The sequence below is a fragment of the Vibrio tubiashii genome, assembly GCF_028551255.1.
Taxonomy (GTDB): domain Bacteria; phylum Pseudomonadota; class Gammaproteobacteria; order Enterobacterales; family Vibrionaceae; genus Vibrio; species Vibrio tubiashii_B.
Genome location: NZ_CP117029.1, coordinates 3,184,416 through 3,210,346, shown reverse-complemented (window position 1 = coordinate 3,210,346; position 25,931 = coordinate 3,184,416). Strand labels below are relative to the sequence as shown.

The following is a 25,931-nucleotide window of genomic DNA, read 5'->3' as shown; positions in this document are numbered from 1 at the left end:
TCCATGTCTTCTGTTGAGCAGACACAACCTTTGATCAGCCATTTACTAGAGCTGAGAAATCGCCTGCTACGAGCAATTGTAGCGGTATTGGTGGTTTTCATCGGGCTGATCTATTTTGCCAATGACATCTATGAGTTTGTCTCTGCACCTTTGGTAGAGCGTCTACCTGAAGGGGCAACCATGATTGCTACTGATGTGGCATCACCCTTCTTTACCCCGTTAAAGTTGACCTTAATTGCGTCTATCTTTATCGCCGTTCCGTTTATTCTCTATCAGGTATGGGCATTTGTCGCACCTGGCTTATATAAACATGAACGCCGTTTAATCATGCCGCTAATGTTCTCTAGTTCACTGCTGTTTTATTGCGGTGTCGCGTTTGCGTATTTTGTGGTGTTTCCATTGGTGTTTGGTTTCTTTACCGCTATTTCACTGGGTGGAGTAGAGTTCGCCACGGACATATCGAGTTACCTCGATTTTGTTCTCGCGCTGTTCTTAGCCTTTGGTATTGCCTTTGAAGTGCCAGTGGCCATCATCTTGCTATGTTGGACTGGGGCGACTAACCCTCAGAGTTTAAGCCAGAAGCGCCCGTATATTATTGTTGGTGCGTTTGTGGTCGGGATGATGCTGACACCGCCAGATATGATCTCGCAAACGCTATTGGCAATTCCTATGTGCCTACTGTTTGAGGTTGGTTTGTTCTTTGCGCGCTTTTATGTGCGTAAAGGCGACAGTGAGGAACAGGTGGAAGAGTAGATTCTCCACTAGGCCATATAGAGCAACGGGGTTGATAGCTAACTATCAACCCCGTTTTGTATATAGAGAACTGGAGAACTAAAGGTTAAACAGCGTCTTGGCGTTGTGAGTGGTCAGGCCATCCACTTGTTCGATACTGATTTCTCTTAGGTCAGCGACGCGCTGAGCAACAAGTGAGGTATACGCAGGTTCATTGCGTTTGCCACGATGAGGAACCGGAGCGAGGTAAGGGCAGTCGGTTTCTAAGATAACGTAATCCATATCTAGATGTGGAATCACTTTATCCATACCACCATTTTTAAATGTTGAAACGCCACCAAGCCCAAGATGAAAGCCGAGATCATTGATCGCTTTGGCTTCTTCAACACTGCCACCAAAACAGTGGAATACTCCGCTTAATGAACCATCTTGTTCTTGGCGAAGTAGTGTGAGGGTCTCTTCTATTGAGTCTCGCGTATGAATGACCACTGGCAGTTTCATCTCTTTTGCCCAATTGAGCTGAGTAATAAACGCCATCTCTTGTTCGGCTTTGAAGGTTTTATCCCAGTACAGATCGATACCAATTTCACCCACAGCAATAAAGTTGTGCTTATCAAACCAAGAGTGAATGATGTCTAGGCTCTGTTTAACATTGGCGTCGACGTAGCATGGGTGCAATCCCATCATCGAGCGGCAAACGTCTGGATACTCAGCCTCCGTGCGCAACATCGGCTCAATTGATTCTAAATCAATGTTTGGCAGTAATATCTTATCAATGCCTTGTGCCAACGCACGCTGGACGACTTGGTCGCGGTCAGAATCAAACTCAGTGGCATAAATATGTGCGTGGGTATCAATCATTGCTTATCTCACTCTTTATCAGAGCTGAGAGTATACGGCAGTGTGAGCATTTGGTCATTTTTTGCATTTTTCTCGACTCTCTCTGGCGTCGTCGGCTTGGAGTGATATTATGCAATTCAAGCACTTTCACCACACAAGGAGAATAGAGTGTCAGTTTCGATTCAAGGTCAATTCCCTGGCCGTCGTATGCGCCGCCTGCGCAAGCATGACTTTAGCCGCCGCTTGATGGCTGAAAACCAATTGTCTGTTAACGATCTGATTTATCCAATGTTTATTCTTATGGGTAAAGATCGCCGCGAAACCGTGGAGTCAATGCCGGGTATCGAACGTTTGTCGATTGATCTAATGCTAGAAGAGGCGCAGTACTTAGCTCAGCTAGGTGTTCCTGCGATCGCTCTATTCCCTGTGGTCAACCAAGATGCAAAAAGCCTATGTGCTGCTGAGGCCTACAACCCTGAAGGTTTGGTGCAGCGTGCGGTTCGTTCTCTGAAAGAGCATGTGCCAGAAATCGGTGTGATCACGGATGTCGCGCTTGACCCGTTCACGACTCATGGCCAAGACGGCATCATTGATGAAGAAGGTTACGTGCTAAACGATGAGACAACCAAAGTCTTGGTTAAACAGGCTCTATCTCATGCCGAAGCCGGCGCTGATGTTGTTGCCCCTTCAGACATGATGGATGGACGTATTGGTGAAATTCGTAAAGCGCTTGAGCAAGCGGGTCACATCAATACCCAGATAATGGCTTATTCTGCTAAATACGCCTCTTGTTACTATGGGCCTTTCCGCGATGCGGTCGGTAGTGCAAGTAACCTTAAAGGTGGTAATAAGAAAAATTACCAAATGGATCCTGCTAATAGCGATGAAGCGATTCATGAAGTAGCCATGGATGTGAATGAAGGCGCAGACATGGTCATGGTGAAACCTGGTATGCCTTACCTTGATATTGTCCGCCGCGTTAAGTCGGAACTTGAAGTACCAACCTTTGCTTATCAAGTCTCTGGTGAGTACGCGATGCACAAAGCGGCATTTGCCAATGGTTGGTTAAAAGAGCGTGATACCGTGATGGAATCGCTACTGTGCTTTAAGCGTGCAGGAGCGGACGGCATCCTTACCTATTTTGCTAAAGACGTCGCAGAGTGGCTAGCGGAAGAAAATGCGCAAGCAGCGACGTTCTTAAAAGAAGACTAAGCATAGCGCAAGCTAAATAAAGAATATCAAAGGCTGGCGTTTGTCAGCCTTTTTTAATTTTGGAGAATATCGATGAGTATTATTTATCGTTTAGGAACGCTAGAAGAGTGTGTTCAAGTCGTTGAGCAGATCGCGGAGTTTGCCCATAAAGAGAGTGTCGAAAGTTTGTCTGCACGTTTGGAAGGGAAGTCGCGCTCTTTGATTCAGGTGGCGCAACAAGGTGACGACATCCTAGGGTTCAAGATTGGTTACCAGATCGACGAAACGACTTTCTACAGCTGGTTTGGTGGCGTGTCTTCTTTAGCGAGAAACAAAGGGGTAGCGCAAAAATTATTAGATATTCAGGAGCAATGGGTAACAGAACAAGGCTATAAACAGCTTAAAGTGAAATCACGTAACCAATTTCCTGCCATGCTCAGACTGTTGATAAAGAATGGTTATCTTATTGAAAATTATGAACTAAAAGATCCATTGTTAGAGAGCCGAATTCACTTTGTAAAGCAGTTAGGCGAGTGTCATAAAAATTAAATGAGATTTTTTCTCATTTAGGTGTTGACGCATTAAATGAGAATGGTTATTATTTATCTCGTCTTAGGGAATGAGAGAAGTTCACAAGGACGTTGAGTTACCAGATTCACAATTGGAGACGGTGATGACACTGAACTTAATCGAACTTGCACGAGTTCTTTTTGACACGACATTGCTCACATTGCTTCCAGTGTAATTTATAGCTTTATGGCAAAGCACCTCATTCACCTGAATTGCTTTGACCCCTTTTTGCTAGGCGACATCGAAAGATGTCGCTTTTTTTATGCCTGCTATTTCGCTCCGAACAAAAGGACAACAGTAGTCTTTTCCACAACGCAAGATCATCTCAGGATCGATCTTTAAACGATCGATATGATAATTTATTTATTATTTACAAAGGCTTGTGGTCTATTTTGAGTTTTTTGCGCACTGTTTTATATCCTGTGGGTAAATAATATAAACAGAGTTATCCACAGAATGGTGGGTGGGGTGATAAAGGAATAACCAAATGTGTGAGTAGAGTTCAAAGAGTTAAAATGGATTCGCTGAACCAGTCATGGCATCCTAAGCAGATCTTTTTTGCATTTTCTTTGGATACGTAAAGACTATGGCCAACATTCCTGATAATCCGTTGATTTTGATTGACGGTTCTTCTTATTTATACCGCGCATTCCACGCTTATCCAGAAACGATGAGTAATGGCGAGATCCCAACCAATGCCGTTTATGGTGTGGTTAACATGCTGCGTAGCATGATGCGTCAGTTCTCTTCAGATCGTATTGCGGTTGTCTTTGATGCAAAAGGAAAAACCTTCCGTGATGATATGTACCCAGAGTACAAAGCTAATCGTCCTCCAATGCCCGATGATCTGCGTTGTCAGATTGAGCCTTTGCACAATGTAATTCGTGCGATGGGTTTGCCATTGATCTGTACCCCGGGCGTAGAAGCCGATGATGTGATTGGTACGCTCGCTTACCAAGCATCTCAAGCGGGTATGCCTGTGTTGATCAGTACCGGTGATAAAGATATGGCTCAGCTGGTGGATGATAATGTTACCTTGATCAACACCATGACCAATGTGGTGATGGATCGTGAAGGTGTGGTTGAGAAGTTTGGTATCCCACCAGAGCTGATTATTGATTACCTCGCATTAATGGGCGATAAGGTCGATAACATTCCTGGTGTACCGGGTGTTGGTGATAAAACCGCAACGGCTTTGCTGCAAGGTATTGGCGGTATTAACAAACTGTATGAAAACCTCGACGACATTGCTCCGCTAGGTTTCCGTGGTTCGAAAATCATGGCGAAAAAGCTACTCGACAACGAAGAAAATGCACGCCTGTCGTATGAACTTGCGACGATCAAGCTAGATGTTGAGTTAGAAGAGACGCCGGAATCTCTGCTTAAAAATGAGCCTAACAAAGATGAGCTGATCAAACTGTATGGTCAGTTGGTGTTTAAATCGTGGCTAAACGAGCTTCTTGATGGTGGTACTGGTGTTGTTGAGGCTGATGAGAAGTCGGGCAACCAGAATGGTGCATCGGCCAGTGCTGCGACAGATATCGACACTTCGGCAGTGACTATCGACCGTAGTCAGTATGAAACCATCCTAGATGAGTCTTCATTCAATGCTTGGCTAGAGAAGCTAAAAGCTGCTGAGGTATTCGCCTTTGATACTGAAACCGATAGCTTGGATTACATGGTTGCAAACCTTGTTGGCCTCTCTTTTGCGACCGAAGAAGGTATTGCTGCCTATGTTCCTGTTGCCCACGATTACCTAGACGCCCCTGCGCAGCTAGAGCGTGATTGGGTGTTGGCGCAACTGAAACCTATCTTAGAAGATGATGCCCAAGCGAAGGTGGGTCAAAACCTTAAGTACGATGCGAGCGTGTTAGCGCGTTATGGCGTTGAGATGAAAGGTATTAAGCATGACACCATGTTGGCCTCTTACGTCTATAACAGCGTGGGTGGCAAACATGATATGGACAGTTTGGCGCTGCGTTTCCTTCAGCATAGCTGTATTTCATTCGAGCAGATTGCAGGTAAAGGCAAGAACCAGCTAACCTTCAATCAAATCGACCTTGATGAAGCGTCACCTTACGCGGCAGAAGACGCCGATGTTACGCTACGTCTTCATAACCGCTTAATGAGCAATATTGAGCAGGATGAAAAGCTGAAAGGTATCTACCAAGATATCGAGGTTCCTTTAGTGCCTGTGCTTTCTCGTATCGAACGTACTGGTGTTCTGATCGATGACATGAAGTTGTCTGCACAGTCTCAAGAGATTGCCCAACGCCTGGATGAGTTAGAGCAGAAAGCGTTTGAAATTGCTGAGCAGGAATTCAACATGAACTCGCCAAAGCAGCTTCAAGCTATTCTGTTTGAAAAGATGGGTCTACCAGTAATCAAGAAGACACCTTCTGGTACGCCTTCGACTAACGAAGAAGTGCTGCAAGAGCTGGCGTTGGATTACCCATTACCCAAGCTGATCCTTGAATACCGTGGTCTAGCTAAACTTAAGTCTACTTACACAGATAAGCTACCTAAGATGATTAACCCAGAAACTGGGCGTGTGCATACTTCGTATCATCAAGCGGTAACCGCAACAGGTCGTCTCTCGTCGACCGATCCTAACTTACAGAACATCCCAATTCGTAATGACGAAGGTCGCCGTATTCGACAGGCATTCATCGCGCCACATGGCTATAAAATTATGGCTGTCGATTACTCGCAGATTGAACTGCGTATTATGGCGCATTTATCTGGTGATAAAGCCCTATTGGATGCTTTCCAACAAGGTAAAGATATCCACTCTGCGACCGCCGCAGAAATTATGGGTACCACTATTGACCAAGTGAGCACAGAGCAGCGCCGCCGTGCGAAGGCAGTTAACTTCGGCCTTATCTATGGTATGAGTGCCTTTGGTTTGGCCAAGCAGCTAGGTATTCCTCGAGGCGAAGCGCAAGACTATATGAACAAGTACTTCGAGCGTTACCCTGGTGTGATGCAGTATATGGAAGATACACGCAGCGCTGCAGCAGAGCAGGGCTATGTCGAAACTATCTTTGGTCGTCGTTTGCACCTTCCTGAAATTAAGTCACGTAACGGTATGCGTCGTAAAGCGGCAGAACGTGCAGCGATCAATGCACCAATGCAAGGAACGGCAGCTGACATTATTAAGAAGGCAATGCTGTTAGTCGACGAGTGGATTCAAACTGAAGGCGACGGGCGAGTGAAACTGCTTATGCAGGTTCACGATGAATTGGTATTTGAAGTTCAAGAGTCAGCTTTAGCCGAAATTGAAAGTAAAGTACAACAATTGATGGAATCCGCAGCACAGCTAAATGTCCCTCTGGTTGCTGAGGCAGGGCATGGAGACAACTGGGATCAGGCACACTAGGCAAAAAATCGCCTAAAACACCTATTTTGTATGAGCCAGCGCACAAACGCTGGCTTTTTTTTATCTCTAAAAAAGTTAACTGGCATTTGGCTTAAATGTAGTTTAATAAAATTTTAATGAAAAAAACTTACGAAAAGAGTTTTCATTTCTGACCAATTGTTGTACATTAATCTGCGTAGGGTACAGAGGTAAGATGTTCTATCTTTCAGACCTTTTGTTTCACGTTATTGGATTAGGCTGATTCAGCCGCCCCAGTCAGTTTTTGACTGGGGCGTTTTTTATTGCGCCAAAGAAAAATCCCTACTTATCAAAAAGCTACATACCAAGCGAGTCCTTTCCCTGATATTTTCCCTGATGCCATCTAAAAGCCATTAAAATAATTATGGTTATTGACCTTGGTGTAATTTGGCCAAAGTTTGTAAATTTATACCAGTCACAGTTTGGTTATTTTGATAGAAAAACCAAAACCAAAATAGGCCAGAAAAGATAGCTTTAATTTCGGTTTTTATTTTTATTTTTCAATTAGATGGATTGTGTTTGGGTGTGGTTTGCCTGAGCGGGTACCCCTCTGTTGGGAGTGTTGATTTACGTCTTTAGATACATAATCCTAAGCGCATAATTAATAATAACTACTATTTCTCTCCCGTTGCCCCGCCAGGAAGGTGGGGCTTTTATTTTTCTATGACGATAAAAAGCCCTACCATTTTTAGCGGCAGGGCTTTAGCAATCATTGTCTGACCTGGTGTTTACTCTGACTCGCTATCAAGATTCTCTTCTTCGATGATTTCTTCAACAACTGATTCCGCCAGCGCTGGAGCGAACCACTCATCGAGCTTGCTACGCAGTGTATCTACACCGATGCTTTTTAGCGATGAAAAAGCGGCGACGCTGACATCGCCACCAAAACCTACCGCGTCTTTTTTGATCTTCAGAACTTGTGCTTTGCGCGCACCGCTCTTTAGTTTGTCTGCTTTAGTTAGCAGCACCTGAACAGGAATACCACTGTCTACTGCCCAAAAAATTAACTGCTGGTCGAGGTCTTTCATTGGGTGACGAATGTCCATCAGAACCACTAAGCCTTTTAGACATTGGCGTTTTTGTAGGTACTCACCCAACGATTTTTGCCACTTCTTCTTCATTTCTAGTGGTACTTGAGCAAAGCCGTACCCCGGAAGATCGACAATATGACAGCCATCGGTAACCTTAAAAAGGTTAATAAGTTGTGTACGGCCTGGCGTTTTACTGGTTTTCGCTAAACTACGCTGGTTTGTCAGGCGGTTTAGAGAACTCGACTTACCCGCATTGGAGCGTCCTGCAAACGCAACTTCGATACCTTCATCTTCTGGCAAGGCGCGGATATCCGGCGCACTTGTGATGAAATGGGTGTTTTGATAATGAATTTTTACGCTCACTGTTAACTCCATCTCGACTTTGTGTAGTCGATTGATTACTTTTTTGTGAAATTGTGTAAAATAACCGTGCTCGGCATAAGGTCGCCTATTGTACCATGAGTGGCAACGCAGAGTGGTACCGGAAGCTTGATAATTATAATGGAATGTCATGAAGAAATTAGCGCTAATCTTGAGTCTTTTAGCCAGCTGCTCCGTGTGGGCCCAAGGTAACATTGAAGCTGGTAAAGCAAAATCCCAAACCTGTGTTGCCTGCCATGGTGCTGACGGCAACAGTCAACTCGCTATGTACCCGAAAATTGCAGGTCAGCATGCTAAATATATTGAAAAGCAGCTGAAAGAGTTCAAGTTGGGTATGACTAGTAATGGTAAGCAAGGTCGTATGGATCCTGTGATGAGTGGTATGGCTATGCCACTGTCTGAGGAAGATATGAAAGACCTAGCGGCTTACTATGCGTCTCTACCAATTGCTCACAACACAACGCCTGAGAATGTAGTTGATGCAGGTAAAGTTCTTTACACCGCTGGTGATGCAGAGCGTGGCCTAACGGCATGTATCGCTTGTCATGGTCCACGTGGTAACGGTACAGAACTTTCTGGCTTCCCGAAAATTTCTGGCCAGCATGCTGATTACATTAAAGCCCAGCTTGAAAAATTCCGTGATGGTTCTCGTGGTAACGATATGAACGCTATGATGCGTGATATTGCGAAAAAACTAACGGATGAAGATATCGATACACTTTCTAAATATGTTGGTGGCCTACACTAAGCCCTACTTATTCGTTCGAGCATAAAGTTGTATTGAAAAAGCCCAAGCAGTTGCTTGGGCTTTTTCGTTTGAGCGTGATCACATGACTCACGTGGCTTTGATGAGTCATCTTTCCTTGTTGCTTGTAAGAGATCGTCCATACTTGAATGTGCAAGTTTCTATCGGTTATTTGTAACTTATTGAAAAATAGGGTGCTGAAATTGTGGGAGTAAAAAAGTGCACTTTTTTAGCTTGAGTGGATTGTTCAAAATGACCAAAGCGATAAAGTGTACTCATCGGCAGGGCGCTGATAACGGATTTAAGACTAGGAAGTCTCCACGGATGCAAGTAATGGAAACTTGGTAGTTATACAAAGGATGCAAGGGTAGGTAGGAAACCTACTTGATAAGGATGGTCGACTTGTCTAATGGTTTAAGACAGTGAAACGGATCAGGCTAAGGACTAGCCCAGACATCAGGAAGTAAATGGAAAGCCAAAACTCACCAGGATGGTGGCAAACAACACTTTTGGCAGGGAAAGCACTAAAAACAAATGGAATATTGGTGCACTGAAGTAAGTGCAACACAGTTTTGCCGTAAGGCATTTAGAAAGCGATAGATAACTCTATCGCTTTTTTTATTGCTATTTTTTATGAAGTGATGATTATTTGCACAATAGTGCTCCACTCTAACGCCAGTTTCTGGTATGTTTCGCATCCCGTTTGAGGATATGTTAAACGCACCCAATATGCATAGTTGCCCCCTTTGTCAAAGCTTGGAGACTCAGCACTACTACCAAGACAAACGTCGAGAGTATTTACAGTGCCTGCAATGTGAACTTGTGTTTGTTAATCCAGATCAGCGTTTGGATGCAAAACAGGAAAAAGCCCACTACGATTTGCATGAGAATGACCCAAATGATCAAGGGTACCGACGCTTTTTATCTCGGGTTGCAGACCCCATATTAGAGCGTATTGAGGCCAATTCTCACGGGTTAGATTTTGGCTGTGGTCCTGGCCCAACATTGTCACTGATGTTGGAAGAGCAGGGACACACCATGAGTCTTTACGATATCTACTATCACCCGAACCCTTCGGTGTTAGAAAATTCGTATGACTTTATTACTGCTACAGAGGTTATAGAACACCTCTATGAACCGAATAAGGTGTGGCAGCAATGGTTGAATTTAGTTAAGCCAGGTGGCTGGATTGGTCTTATGACTAAGATGGTCATCGATGTTGAAGCGTTTGCCTCATGGCACTATAAAAACGATCAGACCCATGTGGTGTTCTTTAGTCGTAAAACGTTTCAGTATTTGGCAGAGCGGGATCAGCTCAAGCTTGAATTTATTGGTAATGATGTAATTTTACTGAGGAAAGCCCAGTAATGAGCCGTAGTAAGAAAGCAAGATCGGGTGGCAATGGCGACGTAGTTGTTGTTCGCAACCGAACTCAATCAGACGTTGAAGGACGTCTACGTAAGAAAGACAAAAAGCGCAAAGGTCTAAAGACTGGCGGTCGTAACTCTGAAGCAAAAGATCAGAAACAACAGACTGCCGCGCAAAAGCGCGATCCGCGTTTAGGCAGCAAGAAGAAAATTCCTCTTGTGGTTGAAGCTGCCAAGAAGCCAACTAAGGCTGAGCGTCGTATTAATGCAGAGAAAGAGCTAGAAATGCTAGAGAGCGATGCACAACTGAATGTGTTGCTCGATCGTCTAGACAATGGTGATAGCCTAGGCGCTGGTCTACAGAAATACGTTGACGAAAAATTAGCACGTATCGAAGTGCTGATGAAGCAGCTAGGTATCTACGAAGAGGAGCCTGAAGAAGAACTTGAGGAAGAGATCGTAGAACAACCTGTTGCGCAGAAGAAAACCAGCAAGAAAGCAGGCTCAGATGATGAGTTACTTTCTCAGTTCGAAGACTTAGACTTGAACCAATTTAAAGGATAATCGAGCATTATGAATGTAACCTTGTTAGCCATTGCGGGCGGAGCCATCATCCTCGGTCTAGCGTCATATGCAGGTTACCTTCTGCTCAAGCTCAAGAAGCAAAAGGAATTGCAACTGCAGCATCAAAAGTTAGCCATTGAAAAACGCAATGCCAACATCTTTGAAAGCGTGCATGTTCTTTGCTTAGCGGGTATTCAAGAGCAGTGTGATCTGTCAGAAATCAGCATTCGTCTTTATAACATCATGGACTATGTTCAAGGTGAAGAGCGCGTTGATTTTGAAAAAGAATTTCCAGCGACGTCAGAGCTATTCCACATCGTTAAAGATATGGCTCGTGGCGAAGAGCGTCAGGCGCTAGCGAAAAAAGAGCGCATGAAGCAAAACCTTGAGCGCCATAAAGCAGAATCTCGTCTTCAAGATGCTATTGTTAAAGAGCTGAAGCTTCTGCAGAAAAAGGTTCAACCTCTCAACAATCAGATCAACATCCAAATGATCTAGATTGGCTTTATAACTCGATCGACTACCCTTTAGAGGGAGTGATCGAGTTATCAATTCTGAGTATTGCTACTCAAAAAGCAGCCTGTCCCACAACCAGTGATATCGAGGTGTGGCAAAATAGCCTGCTAACAATAATGGCTCGTGTAGCCAAACGAAGCATTATAGCCCAAACGGAAATACCATCATGTCGCAGCATGTCGTCGCAAGCCAGCAAATAGTCTGGGACCAAGCCATCCTTGATAAGTACAACTATTCGGGTCCTCGTTACACTTCATACCCAACTGCTTTGGAGTTTCATGAAGCGTTCACGGTAGCGGACTACGATATGGCGTGCACTCAGTACCCAGACAGACCGCTGTCTCTTTATATCCATATCCCTTTCTGCCACAAGCTTTGTTACTACTGTGGTTGTAATAAGGTGATCACCCGTCATGCCCATAAAGCAGATGAGTACTTGGATGTATTAGAGCTTGAGGTTCGTACTCGTGCGGCATTGCTGCAAGGGCGTAAAGTGACCCAACTGCACTTCGGTGGTGGTACACCTACATTTCTGACCAAGGCACAAATCAGCCGAGTGATGAATATTCTGCGTGATGAGTTTAACTTCGAAGGTGACGCTGAAATCAGTATCGAAGTGGACCCGCGTGAAATCGAACTTGATATGCTTGATCACTTACGCGGTGAGGGCTTTAATCGACTTAGTATTGGTGTACAAGACTTCAATAAGGAAGTGCAAAAACTGGTTAACCGTGAGCAGGATGAGGAATTTATCTTTGCCATGGTTGAACGTGCCAAACAACTGGGTTTCCGTTCGACTAACCTAGACTTGATCTATGGCTTGCCAAAGCAGACCCAAGCGCGCTTTGCTGAGACTTTAGCTCAGGTATTACAAATGCAGCCAGGCCGCTTGTCGATCTTTAACTATGCGCACATGCCTCAGCTATTTGCCGCGCAGCGCAAGATTAAAGATGAAGACCTACCAGTAGCAGAAGAGAAGATGGCGATTCTGCAAGATACTATCTCGACACTGACTGGTGCAGGGTATCAGTTTATCGGTATGGATCACTTTGCTCAGCCAGATGATGAGCTTGCGGTTGCTCAACGTAATGGTGTGCTCCACCGCAACTTCCAAGGTTACACCACTCAAGGCGAAGCAGACTTAGTAGGCTTTGGTGTGTCAGCAATTTCCATGATTGGCGATGCGTACGCGCAAAACCAAAAAGAGCTCAAGAAGTACTACGCGCAAGTGAACGACTTACGTCATGCTCTATGGAAAGGGGTAGCTCTTGATAGTGATGACTTACTTCGACGTGAAGTCATTAAACAGCTTATCTGTAACTTTAAACTTGATAAGACCATGATTGAGTCTGAGTTTAAGGTGGCGTTTAATGACTACTTTAAAGAAGACTTGCAGCTACTACAGACGTTTATTAATGATGAATTGGTGGAAGTAGATGACGAAGAAATTCGCGTTACACTGCGTGGCCGCCTACTAATCCGTAACATCTGTATGTGCTTTGATAAGTATTTAAGAGCTAAGGCGCGTCAGCAGCAGTTTTCCCGTGTAATCTAGTCTTATAGTCATTCCCGATAGCGACGAAGTCGTGTAGTCGGGAATCTCATCAAACGATCAGAGATTTCCAACTCAGTCGTTCCTCCTTCTCGGAAATGACAGCTTAATTTTGGAAAACAAGTTGAAGTATAAAAGCCACCGTTATTCTTTCGATCTGAAGAAGCGGTGGCTTTGTTGTATCTGGAGTAATATTAATGAGTTATGGGGCGATATAGGTATCGTGAGCCATTTCCCACAGTGCTTTGACTAGTGGGTTATCAAGCTGCGAGCGTTTGCAGCACACGCCGAGTTTAAAGGGTTTTATTGAAGCGACCTTTAAGCGCTCGATTTTTTCCTTAACAGGGCTGTTATTAATCACCACATCGGGAGCGATTCCCATACCGCAGCCAAGGGCAACCATACTGACGATCGCTTCATGACCAGAGACTTGGGCGTAGATGTTAGGCTTAATCTTCATTGCCTTGAACCAAGCGTTGGCGCGGTCTCGGGCGGTACCTGATTCAGGAACGATAAACGGAATGGTCGACCAATCCGGCTTTTCTTTTTGCAGCTCCTTGGCAAAATTACTGACTCCGACTGGAGCTATTACGGAAAGGGGAATTTCGCTGATGGTCTCAAACTCAATTCGAGCGGGCAGTTGTTCGGGCTGGGCGGAAATTGCGATATCCACTTCATCACTCAGTACCTTATCAATGGCCTGAGCGGGGTCTCCGGTTGAAAGCTTAAACTCAATAAACGGGTGCTGAAGACGAAACTCGGACAAGAGTTCAGGCAGGTGGCTGTAACTGGCCGTTACCGAGCAAAATAGACGAATTTCTCCTTTCAGTTCCTCTTCATGGCCTTTGAGTTGGGCATTGTAGTTTTGCCATTCGCCAAGAATGTTTAACGCGACAGGCAAAAGTTTTTTCGCTGCTGGGGTCAGCTCAACGCTGCGATTGTCTCGCACGAACAGCACTTGAGCAGTGTCGTTTTCCAGTTTTTGTATCTGTCGGCTTAGGGCTGACGGGCTGATATGCATCGCCGAAGCCGTCTTAGCGAAGCTCTTACTATCACACAGATGAATGAACAACTGCAGACACTTAATGTTCATGAAATGGTCACATCCTTGTTGCATTAATTGCAATTACTAATTGTGAATATATCACTTTAAGCAACTAAATACCTGTTTTAGTATGGACTCATTCGGTACCCAAGCTACCGACCTCAACGGAAAAATTCTTTAAAGGAGCGCCCTGATGGCTAACTATTTCAACACTTTAAACCTACGCGAGCAGCTGGACCAACTAGGTCGTTGTCGTTTTATGGATCGCAGCGAGTTCGCAACTGAAGCTGATTACCTGAAAGGTAAGAAAGTGGTGATTGTTGGTTGTGGTGCTCAAGGCCTAAACCAAGGTCTAAACATGCGTGACTCAGGCCTAAACGTAGCGTACGCACTACGTCAGGCAGCAATTGACGAGCAGCGTCAATCTTACAAGAACGCAAAAGAGAACGGTTTTGAAGTAGCAAGCTACGAAACGCTAATCCCTGAAGCAGACCTAGTAATCAACCTTACGCCAGACAAGCAGCACACTAACGTTGTAGAAACGGTAATGCCACTAATGAAAGAAGGCGCTGCGCTAGGTTATTCACACGGCTTCAACGTTGTTGAAGAAGGTATGCAAATTCGTAAAGACCTAACCGTTGTCATGGTTGCGCCTAAATGTCCAGGTACAGAAGTACGTGAAGAGTACAAGCGTGGCTTCGGTGTACCAACGCTAATCGCTGTTCACCCAGAGAACGATCCAAAAGGTGAAGGTTGGGATATCGCGAAAGCATGGGCAGCAGGTACAGGCGGTCACCGCGCAGGTTGTCTAGAGTCTTCATTCGTAGCGGAAGTTAAATCTGACTTAATGGGTGAGCAAACTATCCTATGTGGCATGCTACAAGCAGGTTCTATCGTTTCTTACGAGAAGATGGTTGCTGACGGTATCGACCCAAGCTACGCAGGTAAACTTCTACAATACGGTTGGGAGACCATCACGGAAGCACTGAAGTTCGGTGGCATCACTCACATGATGGACCGTCTATCTAACCCAGCGAAAATCAAAGCATTTGAGCTTTCTGAAGAGCTAAAAGAGCTAATGCGTCCGCTTTACAACAAGCACATGGATGACATCATCACTGGTGAGTTCTCAAGCACTATGATGGCTGACTGGGCTAACGATGACGCAAACCTACTAGGTTGGCGTGAAGAGACAGGCGAAACAGCATTTGAAAACTACCCAGCAGGCGATATCGAAATCTCTGAGCAAGAGTACTTCGACAACGGTATCCTACTAGTGGCAATGGTTCGTGCAGGTGTTGAACTCGCATTCGAAGCAATGACAGCATCAGGCATCATCGATGAGTCTGCGTACTACGAATCTCTACACGAGCTACCACTAATCGCAAACACAGTAGCACGTAAGCGCCTATACGAAATGAACGTAGTAATCTCAGACACAGCGGAATACGGTAACTACCTATTCGCTAACGTAGCAACTCCGCTACTACGTGAGAAGTTCATGCCTTCAGTAGGTACGGACGTAATCGGTAAAGGTCTAGGGGAGACGTCTAACCAAGTAGATAACGCGACGCTAATCGCAGTTAACGATACTATTCGTAACCACCCAGTAGAGTACATCGGTGAAGAGCTACGTGGTTACATGACAGATATGAAGAACATCGCGGTAGGTGGCTAATTACTTGCCTTAAGGCTTAATTTCGGTGTCGAAGGTGCTCATTTGCTATCGCAAACTCCGCGCCTTCTCCTAGAAATAAAACCTTAATTCTTCGTAATGCACTAACCTAGGTTAGTAAAGAACTCCAGGCAGACTGGGGTGATAAATACAAAATAAAACACAACATCTAATTAAAAGGCTTGGTCTCCGTTGACCAAGCCTTTTTGTTTTGCGCTTAGCGCTTGGAACGGGCTTCGCCCTATGGAAAACGGGAACGCTGCGCTGGTGGAAAACTAGATTTGCCTCAATGTCTGAGTAGTGGGTATTTTCAGCTCTCCAGCTCTCCAGCTCTCCGTAGGACGAAGTCCGTTCCCGCATCCAAACTCCGTAGCAAGACATTCACAAACAAAAAGGGCTGACGTTCTCACGTCAGCCCTCAGGATTCTCTAGCCTTTCAGCTTACTTATCCGCTAGCTTCTCTTCTAAATCTGCGAGCTTCTTTTCCATCTCAGTCAGCTTTTGACGAGTGCGTAGAAGGACTTGAGTCTGAACATCAAACTCTTCGCGGCTGACTACATCTAGCTTGTTAAGCTGGCCTTGGATTACTTGGCGAACTTTTTGGTCAACATCTGCACCAAGCTCTTTGACTGGTGCTGGCATTGAATCGTGAATTTGTTTAGCGATTTGCTCTAGTTTCTTTGGGTCAAACATGGTGACTAAAACTCCTTTCTATTTGTGCTCATTCTATGTAATTGATAGGTGAAAGTCGCTACTTCGATAGTAAAAATTCGAAGCTGTTATACCAATTAGAATAAATAGTTGCTCAGCTATTGAGCGGGATAGTTACCTAAATGACAGGTACAAAAAAGGCCACCGAAGTGGCCTTTTACAGAAGTGACAGATTATTTGTTCTCTGCCAGTTCACGATGAGCAGCTTTTGCTTCATCAATTCGTGCTAGCTTTTCCAAGTCTTTGTCTTCAACAAACACTGGTAGAGGCTTATGTTTTTCAGCTAGGTAGCTGTAAATTACAGGCAGTACGAATAGTGTAAAGATAGTACCAATCGCTAGACCTGCAACAATTACGATACCGATACTAAAGCGTTGAGCTGCACCTGCACCAGTTGCGTACATTAGCGGGATAAGACCAGCAATCATCGCTGCTGTCGTCATCAGGATTGGGCGTAGACGAACTTTTGCCGCTTCCATTACCGCTTCTGTCTTGCTCAGTTTGTTGTGTAGCTGCTCTTCTTTCGCTACCTCACAGATCAAGATACCGTGCTTGGTGATAAGACCAACCAGAGTAATCAGACCTACCTGAGAGTAGATGTTCATCGAAGCCGCACCCCATGCCAGAGCAATCAAGGCACCACAGATAGCCAATGGTACAGACACCATGATAACCAGTGGATCTTTCACCGACTCGAACTGAATTGCCAGTACCAAGAAGATGATTGCTAGTGCCAGACCGAATGTTGCGTATAGTGCGCTACCTTCTGTTACGTACTGACGTGCTTCACCCATGTAGTCATGGTTGTAACCGCTTGGTAGTTTGCTCGCTGCAATGTCTTCAAACCATGCAATTGCATCACCCATAGCCGCACCAGGAGCTGGAACCGCACCAATGGTTGCTGAGTTTAGCTGGTTGAAGTGAGGCAGTGAACGAGGCTCTGCGACAACATCAATCGTAATCAAGCTACCTAGAGGTACCGCTTTACCATCAGCCGCTTTAACGTAGAAGTTGTTCATCGACTCTGGGTTTAGACGCCACTTACGCTCTACCTGAGGAATAACTTCGTACGAACGGCCGTTAAGGTCGATACGGTTTACGTAGCCATCTGCCATCATTGTACTTAGCGTAATACCGATATCTTGCATGGTCACGCCGTACGCACCTGCTTTATCTTTGTCGATGCTGATTTTCATCGTCGCAGAGTCGTAGTTCAGGTCGAGATCTGAATAAACGAAAAGCGGGTTAGTTTGTACTTCAGTCAGAATGTCAGTGGTGACTGCAAACAAGCTTTCAAACGCATTTGGCGTTGTGATAACAAACTGAATTGGCAGACCTGAACCTGCACCTGGTAGCTCTGGCATCTGGAATGCAGTTACTGCCATACCAGGTACGTTCGATACTAATCCACCTACTCGGTTTGCCACTTCAGACTGACTGGCTTCACGCTCACTCCAAGGCACCATAGAGGCAATACCAAATGCTTGGTTTGAGTTTGGTACACCAGTGAACACCTGTGCAAACGCAACTTCTGGCTGATCAGACAGAATCTTGTTGACGTCATTCATGGTGTTTTGCATGAAGTCCAAGTTCGCGTTTGATGGTGCTGTACCCATCAGCATCACTACGCCTTTATCTTCCGATGGTGCAAGTTCACTTGGGATGAACTTAAACAGCATTGGCAGACTGGCAAATACGATGATAGCGAAAGCAATCACTACTGGGCGATGCTGCATAACTGCGCCAAGCATCTTCGCGTAGCGGTTAGTCATACCATCAAGCACGCTATGTACTTTTGTCTCAAATTTGCTTGGCTCTTCATTAGCCTTAAGCATCTTTGAACACATCATAGGTGAAAGGGTCAGTGCGACGATACCGGATACAAATACGGAGCCGGCAAGGGTCAGCGCAAACTCCTTAAATAGCGAGCCCGTAATACCACCCATCAAGGCAATTGGTGCATATACCGCACCCAACGTGAGTGTCATTGCGATAACAGGGACGGCAATTTCACGAGTACCAATAATCGCAGCGCGGAATGGTGACTCACCCAGTTTGATGTGACGGTCGACGTTTTCCAGTACAACGATCGCATCATCTACTACCAGACCGATGGCGAGTACCATTGCCAGTAGCGTCATCAGGTTCCATGAGAAGCCCATCGCTTGCATTACCATTGCCACACCAATCAGAGAGAGTGGGATAGTAACGATAGGGATGATTACCGCGCGGAATGAACCTAGGAACAGGGTAATAACCACTAGTACGATAAGTGCTGCTTCAACAATCGTTTTGATTACTTCGTTAATCGACTCGTTGATCGCAATCGTTGAGTCGTACATCACGTTCATCTTGATGGTACTTGGCAGGTTACGCTCTAATTGAGGTAGCAAATCAAGTACATCGGCTGCGATGTTGATTGGGTTGGCACTTGGCGCTGCGTTAATAGCCGCAACAACTGCCTCTTGTCCGTTAGCACTTGCACGGTAAACATCGTGGCTCTTCTCAAGCGATACTTTGGCAATATCACTTAGACGAGTAACGTTACCTTCGTCAGTGCTCACAACTAGGTTAGAGAGCTCTTCTACGTTAGATACCTGAGTATCTGCGCTACCGTTGTAAAGTACGAACTCACCAATTGCCTGACCGGTCGCTGACTGGTAGTTGTTGGCATTAAGCACATTCATTACGTCGGTTGCGGTTAAGCCTAGCGCCGCCATCTTGGCAGGATCTAGCCAAATACGCAGCGCGTATTTCATACCACCGTAGAGGTCAACCTTAGACACACCGTTAACAGTGAATAGCTGTGGGTTGATTACACGCTCTAGGTAATCGGTAATTTGGCTTGATGATAGCTCGTCACTGGTGAAACCAATGTAGAGTACCGCCGTTGTTGAACCTGTCGACATGGTTACGGTTGGGTCTTCCGCTTCTTTTGGAAGTTGAGAGCGAACCGAGTTAGTCTTGGCCAGAATGTCAGACAGCGCCGCATTCGGGTCGGTATTGAGCTTCATGTTGACGGTAATGGTTGATTTACCTAGTACCGAAGAAGAAGTCATATAGTCTATGTTGTCTGCCTGAGCGACCGCTTGCTCCAGTGGCTGAGTAATAAAGCCTTGGATCAAGTCAGCACTCGCACCGTAGTAACTGGTATCTACGGTGACAACAGTATTTGTCATTTCAGGGTATTCGCGAACCTGCATCTTGAACACCGCTTGGAGGCCAAGCAGGGCGATCAAGAAACTGATCGATACCGCTAAAACTGGACGTTTAATAAAAACATCAGTAAAGCGCATGAGGCCTCCAATTACAGCATTGGTGTTTCAGCTGGTGGAGTAGTCGCATCGCTTTCTACTACACGAACTTTAGCGTCGTTACTTAGACGAACCTGACCAGAAGTCACCACCACATCACCGGCTTTAACACCTTCAAGGATGTGAGCGATATCTTTAGTACGTTCACCTACTTTAACCACCTGTTGCTTAACGCGCTTCTCACCATTCTCTTCGCTAATGATGTACACGTTGTCACCGTATAGCGTGAAAGTAATGGCTGTCTGAGGTAGCGTTACTTGGTTTTCTAGCTTAGGTAGGATGATGTTTGCGCGAGCGAACATGCCACTACGTAGCTTAGCGTCGCTGTTCGGGATATCGGCTTGTACCTGAATCAGACCACTTTGAATGTTTACTGCAGGCTCGATCGCTGCAATAGAACCTTTAAATGGTTTCTCTGGGAAAGCATCAACGAAGATATCCACTTCTTGATCAAGAGAGATACGTGAAATATCCGTTTGTGGCACTGTGAAGCGCAGGCGCATAACACTTGTGTCTTCTAGACGAACAATGTCGGTACCTGACTGTAGGTATTGACCTAGGTAAACATTACGGATACCAACCACACCAGCAAAGGGTGCTTTGATTTCACGGCGGTCAATTGAAGCTTTTAGGCTTTCAATATCTGCTTTAAGCGAGAAGTAGTTCGCTTCCGCTTCGTCATAAGCTTCTTTTGAAATAGAACCTTTTTTGTAAAGGCCTTGGTAGCGTTTGTACTTAGCTTCGGCAGCAGGTAGGCGTGCTTGTGAGCTCTTCAGGTTTGCTTTTTCTACATCTGAATCAAGCAATACTAAAGGTTGACCTTCTTCAACCTGGGTACCAGATTCAAAAGCAATCTTGTCGATCACACCGCTTGTTTCGTTAGCAATGGTCACACCTTGATTAGGCTCGATGAAACCGATCGCTTCAATCACAGGCACCCAATCGACAGGGCTTACTTCTGTTACCGTGACAGGAAACTCTGGCTCAGGGCGGTTCGCCATGTATTCAGCGATCTTCTGTTGTTTGAATAGATTGAAACCTATCACACTGCCAAACAGCAGTATTGCGATAAGTAACATAAAGAAAGTCCACTTTTTCATTCTGATTAGAACTCCAAATTAGTGTTTTATAATCGCATCCCAACTTGCTTCGATAGCCGATTCAATGGCGTCTTGGTCAAGTTGGTAATATCCGAGAGATTGCTTACGTGCCAGAGTGACACTGACTTCTAAACTAAGTGCAGCCAACACTGGGTTATCTAAGGGTTTAAATACCCCTTGTTCTCGCCCTTCAGTGAAGAGTTGATCTACTTTGCTAAACATTTTGCGTTCGATCTCTTTCGTTTCATGGCTTCGGACGCAAGGCAAAGAGTCGTATTGGGCACGATTCTTTAAGTTGCCGATGTTTGACCCCGAGAGATCGAAAATGTTTAACCACATTTTGCGAAATCGTTCTTTTAACGTCATGTTATCTTCAACACCATCCTGAATGACTTCAGCATTACGTTGAATGACCGCTAATCGCACCTGTTCCAGTAAATCTTCTTTGTCAGAGAAGTAGCGATAAATCGTTCCTGCTGCGACCCCAGCTTCTTTGGCCAACTTATGCATCGAGAGTCCCTGAAAGCCTGATTCTGCAATCAGCTTTTCAGCGGCATCTATGATTTGTTGTCTTTTATCTACCATGGATTGAGAACCAGACAGTTTACATATAGTGGGTTGATGAATGAACGTTCATTCATTATAGCCTAAGAAGCCACCAAATATGCAACAAACTATCGCATGATTTATGAAAAAAGTTGTTATTCACACTTGTTGAGAAACATTTAGCTTTAACAGCCTCTGGTATAAACATAGCAATCTGCTTGTTGCACTATTATTATATGCGCCACCTTTTCATACTGCTGAGATGATAATGAAGCTAAACCCCAATCAAGATGAAGCCGTTAAATACGTGTCAGGTCCATGCTTGGTGCTAGCTGGTGCTGGTTCAGGGAAAACGCGTGTTATTACCAACAAAATTGCTTATCTGGTTCAGCAGTGTGGTTACAAAGCTCGTAATATCGCAGCGGTGACTTTTACCAATAAAGCCGCTCGCGAAATGAAAGAGCGTGTCGGTCAGACGCTAGGCAAAAATGAATCGAAAGGTTTAATGGTCTCAACGTTTCATACTTTGGGCCTCAATATTATTAAGCGCGAATACAAGTCATTAGGTCTAAAAGCTGGCTTTTCACTGTTTGATGACCAAGACCAAATGGCGCTACTTAAAGAGCTGACAGAAAAACAGCTTGATGGTGATAAAGACTTATTACGTCAATTGCTCAGCACCATTTCCAACTGGAAAAACGACATGCTTACGCCTGAGCAAGCTAAGGCGCAGGCGAAGGGCGAGCAGCAACAGTTGTTTGCCTTCTGTTTTGAGATGTATCAGAAACAGATGAAAGCCTACAACGCGCTCGACTTCGACGATTTAATCTCATTACCTGTGCTTCTATTGCGTACTAATGAGGAAGTTCGTCAGCGCTGGCAAAATCGTATTCGCTACCTGTTGGTCGATGAATATCAAGATACTAATACCAGTCAATACGATCTGGTTAAACTGATTGTCGGCGAACGAGGTCGATTAACCGTAGTAGGGGATGATGACCAGTCAATCTACTCATGGCGTGGGGCAAAGCCGCAAAACTTGGTGCTGTTGGGTGAGGATTACCCAAATCTGCGCTTGATAAAGCTGGAGCAAAACTATCGTTCAACCAGTCGAATCTTGCGCGCTGCCAATATCCTTATCGCGAACAACCCACACGTGTATGAAAAATCTCTGTTTTCGGAAATTCCTGATGGTGAAAAGCTCAAAGTCCTGCTAGCAAAAAATGAAGAGCATGAAGCAGAGCGAGTTACAGGTGAGCTTATTGCGCACAAATTCCTTAATCGCACGGACTATAAAGATTATGCGGTTTTGTATCGTGGTAACCACCAATCGCGTCTGATTGAAAAGTCCTTGATGCAGAACCGGGTGCCTTACAAGTTATCAGGGGGCACCTCGTTCTTTGCTCGCGCTGAGATCAAAGACATCATGGCTTATTTGCGTGTCTTGGTTAATCCAGATGATGACAACGCATTTCTACGTATTGTTAACACGCCAAGACGTGAAATTGGCCCAGTAACATTAGAAAAACTGGGCAGTTACGCCAATATGCGTGGCAAAAGCCTATTTGAAGCCAGTTTTGAGTTAGGCTTGGAGCAGTCGTTGAGTGGGCGTGGGCTAGAGAACTTACGTCGCTTCACCGCTTGGTTAGTTAAAATTGCCGATCAAGCAGAGCGTGGTGATACCGTGGAAGCGGTGCGCTCGTTAGTACGAGATATCAATTACGAAGACTGGCTATACGAAACATCCTCTAGCCCTAAAGCGGCTGAGATGCGGATGAAAAACGTCTCAGATCTCTACTCTTGGATTGTGGCAGACCTTGAAGGGGATAACTATGACCAAGAAGAGAAGAGCATTAAAGAGGTGGTTCAGCGCCTGACGTTACGCGATATGATGGAGCGAGGCGAAGAGGACGAAGATAGCGACGCGGTTCAATTGATGACGTTACATGCCTCTAAAGGTCTAGAGTTTCCTTACGTCTATCTGATAGGAACAGAAGAAGGGATCTTACCGCACCAAACCAGTATCGATGAAGATAATGTCGAAGAAGAGCGCCGTTTAATGTACGTTGGCATCACGCGTGCGCAGCGAGAACTGACCTTTACTATGTGTAAAGAGCGTCGTCAGTTTGGTGAACTAATTAAGCCGACACAAAGTCGTTTCCTTGATGAGCTACCTTTTGATGATGTGGAATGGGAGCAAGTTAAGAAGCCGGTTACGCAGGAAGAGCGTATGGCGAAAGGCCAAGCACATATTGCTAACTTGAGATCGATGTTCAACAAGAAGTAATAGAGTAGCAGATACGAAAAAGGCTTGGTCTAAATCAAGCCTTTTCTCTTTATATATAGAGGGAACTTATAGCCCTTCAATCATATGGTCAATTGCCGCGATGATTTCATCATCTGAACAATCCATACATGAGCCTTTCGCTGGCATTGCATTAAAGCCGTTAATAGCGTGGTTGTTTAGCACATCTCGGCCTTGAGCAATCCTTGGTGACCAGTCACCAGCATCACCAGTTTTTGGTGCGCCGCTGACACCAGATGCGTGACAAGCAATACAGAAAGTACCGTAAACAGTCGCACCATCGCGCGGACCAGTTGGTTCAGCTTTAACTGGCTCTGCACCTGCTAGGTAAACATCACCAACAGGCTTAATACGTTCTGCAATTGCATCATATTCTTCTTGGCTTACATTTGCTGCAAAAGTGGCGCTAGAAAAAGTGATCGCAGCGACCAAAGCGGTTAACATTTTTCGAGACATATCCATTAAACTCACTTTACATTCCTGAAGGTAAGTTCGTGCTTACCCATTATTAGAGTGTGGCTTGACCAACAGTTAGACCTTGCCAAAAAGCGTGGTTGGCTGTTAAATCAATGTAAATAATGGGTGATTATATCCTGTTAAGTTGTTGCAATAAACAACAAGTTACCCGCTTTCAGGGGGGTATCTAATGGGAAATAGGGGTTTATCACACTTTAATTGCCGAAAAAGGCACCAAACGATAAAAAAAGTTGAAAAAGTACTAGACGGCATAGTGTGATATACGTATTATTCCACTCCGCCGATAGGGCATGCGCCCGTAGCTCAGTTGGATAGAGCGTTGGCCTCCGGAGCCAAAGGTCGAAGGTTCGAATCCTTTCGGGCGTGCCATTCGCCTAAAGGTATATCGGTAAAAATTTCAGTGGTGGCTATAGCTCAGTTGGTAGAGCCCTGGATTGTGATTCCAGTTGTCGCGGGTTCAAGTCCCGTTAGCCACCCCATTATTCTGGTAGCATTGCTTCCATTCTTGATGAAGTTCGAGATAAAACATAAGTCGGTGAATAGCGCAGCTTGGTAGCGCATCTGGTTTGGGACCAGAGGGTCGGGGGTTCGAATCCCTCTTCACCGACCACTATTTAGTTTAACGCGAATAGCGGTAAACAAAGGCAAAGCCAGTGGTGGCTATAGCTCAGTTGGTAGAGCCCTGGATTGTGATTCCAGTTGTCGCGGGTTCAAGTCCCGTTAGCCACCCCATTTATTTAGGTAACTTAGGTTTCCTGTTCTGATAAATCAGAACAAAACACAAGTCGGTGAATAGCGTGTTTGTAGCGCATCTCGGCTCTTGGAATAAGCGGGACCAGAGGGTTGACCCTCTATAGCGTAAACCAAGTAAAAAAATACATCGTCGGTGAATAGCGCAGCTTGGTAGCGCATCTGGTTTGGGACCAGAGGGTCGGGGGTTCGAATCCCTCTTCACCGACCACTATTGAAGCCCTAGTCGAAAGACTAGGGCTTTTTACTTTCTAGCGTTTGAGCTTTAGTTTTAACCCAAAGTGGGGTTCGCCTGATGTTCAAAATATGCTCTTCACCGAATTACTATTAGAAAGCCTCGTCAGAAATGATGAGGCTTTTTTGCACTTGGGAACGGGCTACGCCCTATAGAGCGCTGCGCTTCTGGAAAACGGGATCGAGCTTCGCTCTGCGAGAAAATGAGCGTTGAATCTACAAATAGCTATCCAGTCTAGCGTCACCCAATAGACTGACGAAGGAAATTATAGGGAACTTCTTCGAGTATTCGACTTGCTTCAAGAGATCCCCAATTCTCTCGTTCCTCGCTCTTGAGGATGACAAGATAATTTAATGAACAAGAGTTGTCACTTGGTTCTAATTCTGCAAACGTTCTCCAGTTCTCCAGTTCTCCAGTTCTCCAGTTCTCCAGTTCTCCAACATCCCTCATACTTAAGCATTAACTAGCTTCAGTAAGGCAATAACAATCGTAGATAATAGATTTGCCATTTAGGGTTTTTGGTTTGATTTAATTCTGTATAAATAAAAATAGATGGACTAAACGACCTAATTTGATATTAAATTTGGAGTTATGTTTTAAATTTGTTAATGGTGGTGGGGTTTGAATGAGTGAATGGTTATTCTATTTTAGTTATAACTAAATGCGATGTGAAATAACCAAAAGTTACGTTTTTATTGGTCTGGGATGTATTTGTGGCGCAGGTATGACCAATGGAAGATATAGCTCTATTGCATATTTATTTTGCTATGCTGCTTGGTTTTTGTTCGAACTCGACTTTTTATCCTATCTTTGTTGCTTTTCTGTGAATTTTTTGCCAAATTGATGACCTTGTAATTTGCCAGAATGATATTCTGGTACGAATGGAT

General features: G+C 44.9%; 20 protein-coding genes and 5 tRNA genes. 17 read left to right on the top strand and 8 right to left on the bottom strand.

Translation table 11 applies throughout. The annotated features are described in order from the left end of the window. Positions 1–3 precede the first annotated feature (3 nt). Positions 4–753: a twin-arginine translocase subunit TatC gene (tatC, locus tag LYZ37_RS14805; RefSeq protein WP_171325930.1), complete on the top strand. Its 750-nt coding sequence runs from the start codon at positions 4–6 to the stop codon at positions 751–753. Between the two features lie 78 nt (positions 754–831). Here the strand turns inward: tatC and LYZ37_RS14800 are convergent, their stop codons facing one another. Further along, entirely contained in the window at positions 832–1,593 is a 762-nt protein-coding gene (locus LYZ37_RS14800; protein WP_272785967.1) for a TatD family hydrolase, read from the bottom strand. Positions 1,594–1,740: 147 nt separating this feature from the next. Between LYZ37_RS14800 and hemB the strand changes: the two genes are divergently transcribed. The 4 genes from hemB to LYZ37_RS24375 all read left to right on the top strand — a co-directional run bounded on the left by hemB (position 1,741) and on the right by LYZ37_RS24375 (position 6,953). Next, on the top strand, positions 1,741–2,784 hold the full coding sequence (hemB, locus tag LYZ37_RS14795; RefSeq protein ID WP_004745392.1) for a porphobilinogen synthase: 1,044 nt from the start codon (positions 1,741–1,743) through the stop codon (positions 2,782–2,784). A gap of 72 nt (positions 2,785–2,856) precedes the next feature. Then, entirely contained in the window at positions 2,857–3,312 is a 456-nt protein-coding gene (locus LYZ37_RS14790; protein ID WP_272785966.1) for a GNAT family N-acetyltransferase, read from the top strand. Between the two features lie 607 nt (positions 3,313–3,919). Continuing rightward, entirely contained in the window at positions 3,920–6,712 is a 2,793-nt protein-coding gene (polA, locus tag LYZ37_RS14785) for a DNA polymerase I (RefSeq protein ID WP_272785965.1), read from the top strand. A gap of 193 nt (positions 6,713–6,905) precedes the next feature. Next, on the top strand, positions 6,906–6,953 hold the full coding sequence (locus LYZ37_RS24375) for a hypothetical protein (RefSeq protein ID WP_438356636.1): 48 nt from the start codon (positions 6,906–6,908) through the stop codon (positions 6,951–6,953). 505 nt (positions 6,954–7,458) lie between these two features. On the opposite strand, the gene yihA is transcribed toward LYZ37_RS24375, so the two are convergent. After that, positions 7,459–8,124 (bottom strand): ribosome biogenesis GTP-binding protein YihA/YsxC, encoded by a 666-nt coding sequence (yihA, locus tag LYZ37_RS14780; RefSeq protein WP_272785964.1) that lies wholly within the window; start codon positions 8,122–8,124, stop codon positions 7,459–7,461. Between the two features lie 148 nt (positions 8,125–8,272). On the opposite strand from yihA, the gene LYZ37_RS14775 reads away from it, so the two are divergent. The 5 genes from LYZ37_RS14775 (at position 8,273) to hemN (ending at position 12,889) form a co-directional block, all read left to right on the top strand. After that, positions 8,273–8,890, top strand: coding sequence for a c-type cytochrome (locus LYZ37_RS14775; protein ID WP_171325940.1), 618 nt, complete (start codon positions 8,273–8,275; stop codon positions 8,888–8,890). 726 nt (positions 8,891–9,616) lie between these two features. Beyond that, on the top strand, positions 9,617–10,255 hold the full coding sequence (locus LYZ37_RS14770; protein ID WP_171325942.1) for a class I SAM-dependent methyltransferase: 639 nt from the start codon (positions 9,617–9,619) through the stop codon (positions 10,253–10,255). After that, positions 10,255–10,818 carry a Der GTPase-activating protein YihI gene (gene yihI, locus LYZ37_RS14765; RefSeq protein WP_272785963.1) on the top strand — a complete coding sequence of 188 codons (564 nt, stop codon included), beginning with the start codon at positions 10,255–10,257 and terminating at the stop codon, positions 10,816–10,818. The genes LYZ37_RS14770 and yihI overlap by 1 nt, the downstream gene beginning before the upstream one ends. A 9-nt stretch (positions 10,819–10,827) precedes the next feature. Then, on the top strand, positions 10,828–11,316 hold the full coding sequence (locus LYZ37_RS14760) for a DUF2489 domain-containing protein (protein ID WP_272785962.1): 489 nt from the start codon (positions 10,828–10,830) through the stop codon (positions 11,314–11,316). Positions 11,317–11,500: 184 nt separating this feature from the next. Then, a complete protein-coding gene (gene hemN, locus LYZ37_RS14755) occupies positions 11,501–12,889 on the top strand; it encodes an oxygen-independent coproporphyrinogen III oxidase (RefSeq protein ID WP_272785961.1) in 1,389 nt (462 codons plus the stop codon). Between the two features lie 199 nt (positions 12,890–13,088). Here hemN and ilvY read toward each other — a convergent pair whose 3' ends face one another. Further along, positions 13,089–13,979: an HTH-type transcriptional activator IlvY gene (ilvY, locus tag LYZ37_RS14750; protein WP_272785960.1), complete on the bottom strand. Its 891-nt coding sequence runs from the start codon at positions 13,977–13,979 to the stop codon at positions 13,089–13,091. Positions 13,980–14,124: 145 nt separating this feature from the next. Between ilvY and ilvC the strand changes: the two genes are divergently transcribed. Next, positions 14,125–15,609, top strand: a complete 1,485-nt coding sequence (gene ilvC / locus LYZ37_RS14745; protein WP_004745409.1) for a ketol-acid reductoisomerase — start codon at positions 14,125–14,127, stop codon at positions 15,607–15,609. Between the two features lie 438 nt (positions 15,610–16,047). Here ilvC and ubiK read toward each other — a convergent pair whose 3' ends face one another. From ubiK to LYZ37_RS14725, 4 genes are all read right to left on the bottom strand, one after another. Further along, positions 16,048–16,299 (bottom strand): ubiquinone biosynthesis accessory factor UbiK, encoded by a 252-nt coding sequence (ubiK, locus tag LYZ37_RS14740; protein WP_004745538.1) that lies wholly within the window; start codon positions 16,297–16,299, stop codon positions 16,048–16,050. A 191-nt stretch (positions 16,300–16,490) separates the two neighbouring features. Next, complete coding sequence (locus tag LYZ37_RS14735) at positions 16,491–19,613, bottom strand: multidrug efflux RND transporter permease subunit (protein WP_239851374.1); 3,123 nt, start codon at positions 19,611–19,613, stop codon at positions 16,491–16,493. An 11-nt stretch (positions 19,614–19,624) separates the two neighbouring features. After that, positions 19,625–20,731, bottom strand: a complete 1,107-nt coding sequence (locus tag LYZ37_RS14730; protein WP_272785959.1) for an efflux RND transporter periplasmic adaptor subunit — start codon at positions 20,729–20,731, stop codon at positions 19,625–19,627. Positions 20,732–20,749: 18 nt separating this feature from the next. Next, positions 20,750–21,316 (bottom strand): TetR/AcrR family transcriptional regulator, encoded by a 567-nt coding sequence (locus tag LYZ37_RS14725; RefSeq protein WP_272785958.1) that lies wholly within the window; start codon positions 21,314–21,316, stop codon positions 20,750–20,752. A gap of 229 nt (positions 21,317–21,545) precedes the next feature. On the opposite strand from LYZ37_RS14725, the gene rep reads away from it, so the two are divergent. Further along, positions 21,546–23,564 carry a DNA helicase Rep gene (rep, locus tag LYZ37_RS14720; protein WP_272785957.1) on the top strand — a complete coding sequence of 673 codons (2,019 nt, stop codon included), beginning with the start codon at positions 21,546–21,548 and terminating at the stop codon, positions 23,562–23,564. 66 nt (positions 23,565–23,630) lie between these two features. Here rep and LYZ37_RS14715 read toward each other — a convergent pair whose 3' ends face one another. Next, a complete protein-coding gene (locus tag LYZ37_RS14715) occupies positions 23,631–24,044 on the bottom strand; it encodes a c-type cytochrome (protein WP_171802241.1) in 414 nt (137 codons plus the stop codon). 307 nt (positions 24,045–24,351) lie between these two features. On the opposite strand from LYZ37_RS14715, the gene LYZ37_RS14710 reads away from it, so the two are divergent. The 5 genes from LYZ37_RS14710 (at position 24,352) to LYZ37_RS14690 (ending at position 25,020) form a co-directional block, all read left to right on the top strand. After that, a tRNA-Arg gene (locus tag LYZ37_RS14710) sits at positions 24,352–24,428 on the top strand. A 34-nt stretch (positions 24,429–24,462) separates the two neighbouring features. Beyond that, positions 24,463–24,538: transfer RNA gene (locus LYZ37_RS14705), tRNA-His, on the top strand. 54 nt (positions 24,539–24,592) lie between these two features. Further along, positions 24,593–24,669: transfer RNA gene (locus LYZ37_RS14700), tRNA-Pro, on the top strand. A gap of 46 nt (positions 24,670–24,715) precedes the next feature. Continuing rightward, positions 24,716–24,791: transfer RNA gene (locus LYZ37_RS14695), tRNA-His, on the top strand. 152 nt (positions 24,792–24,943) lie between these two features. Beyond that, positions 24,944–25,020: transfer RNA gene (locus LYZ37_RS14690), tRNA-Pro, on the top strand. Positions 25,021–25,931 lie beyond the last annotated feature (911 nt).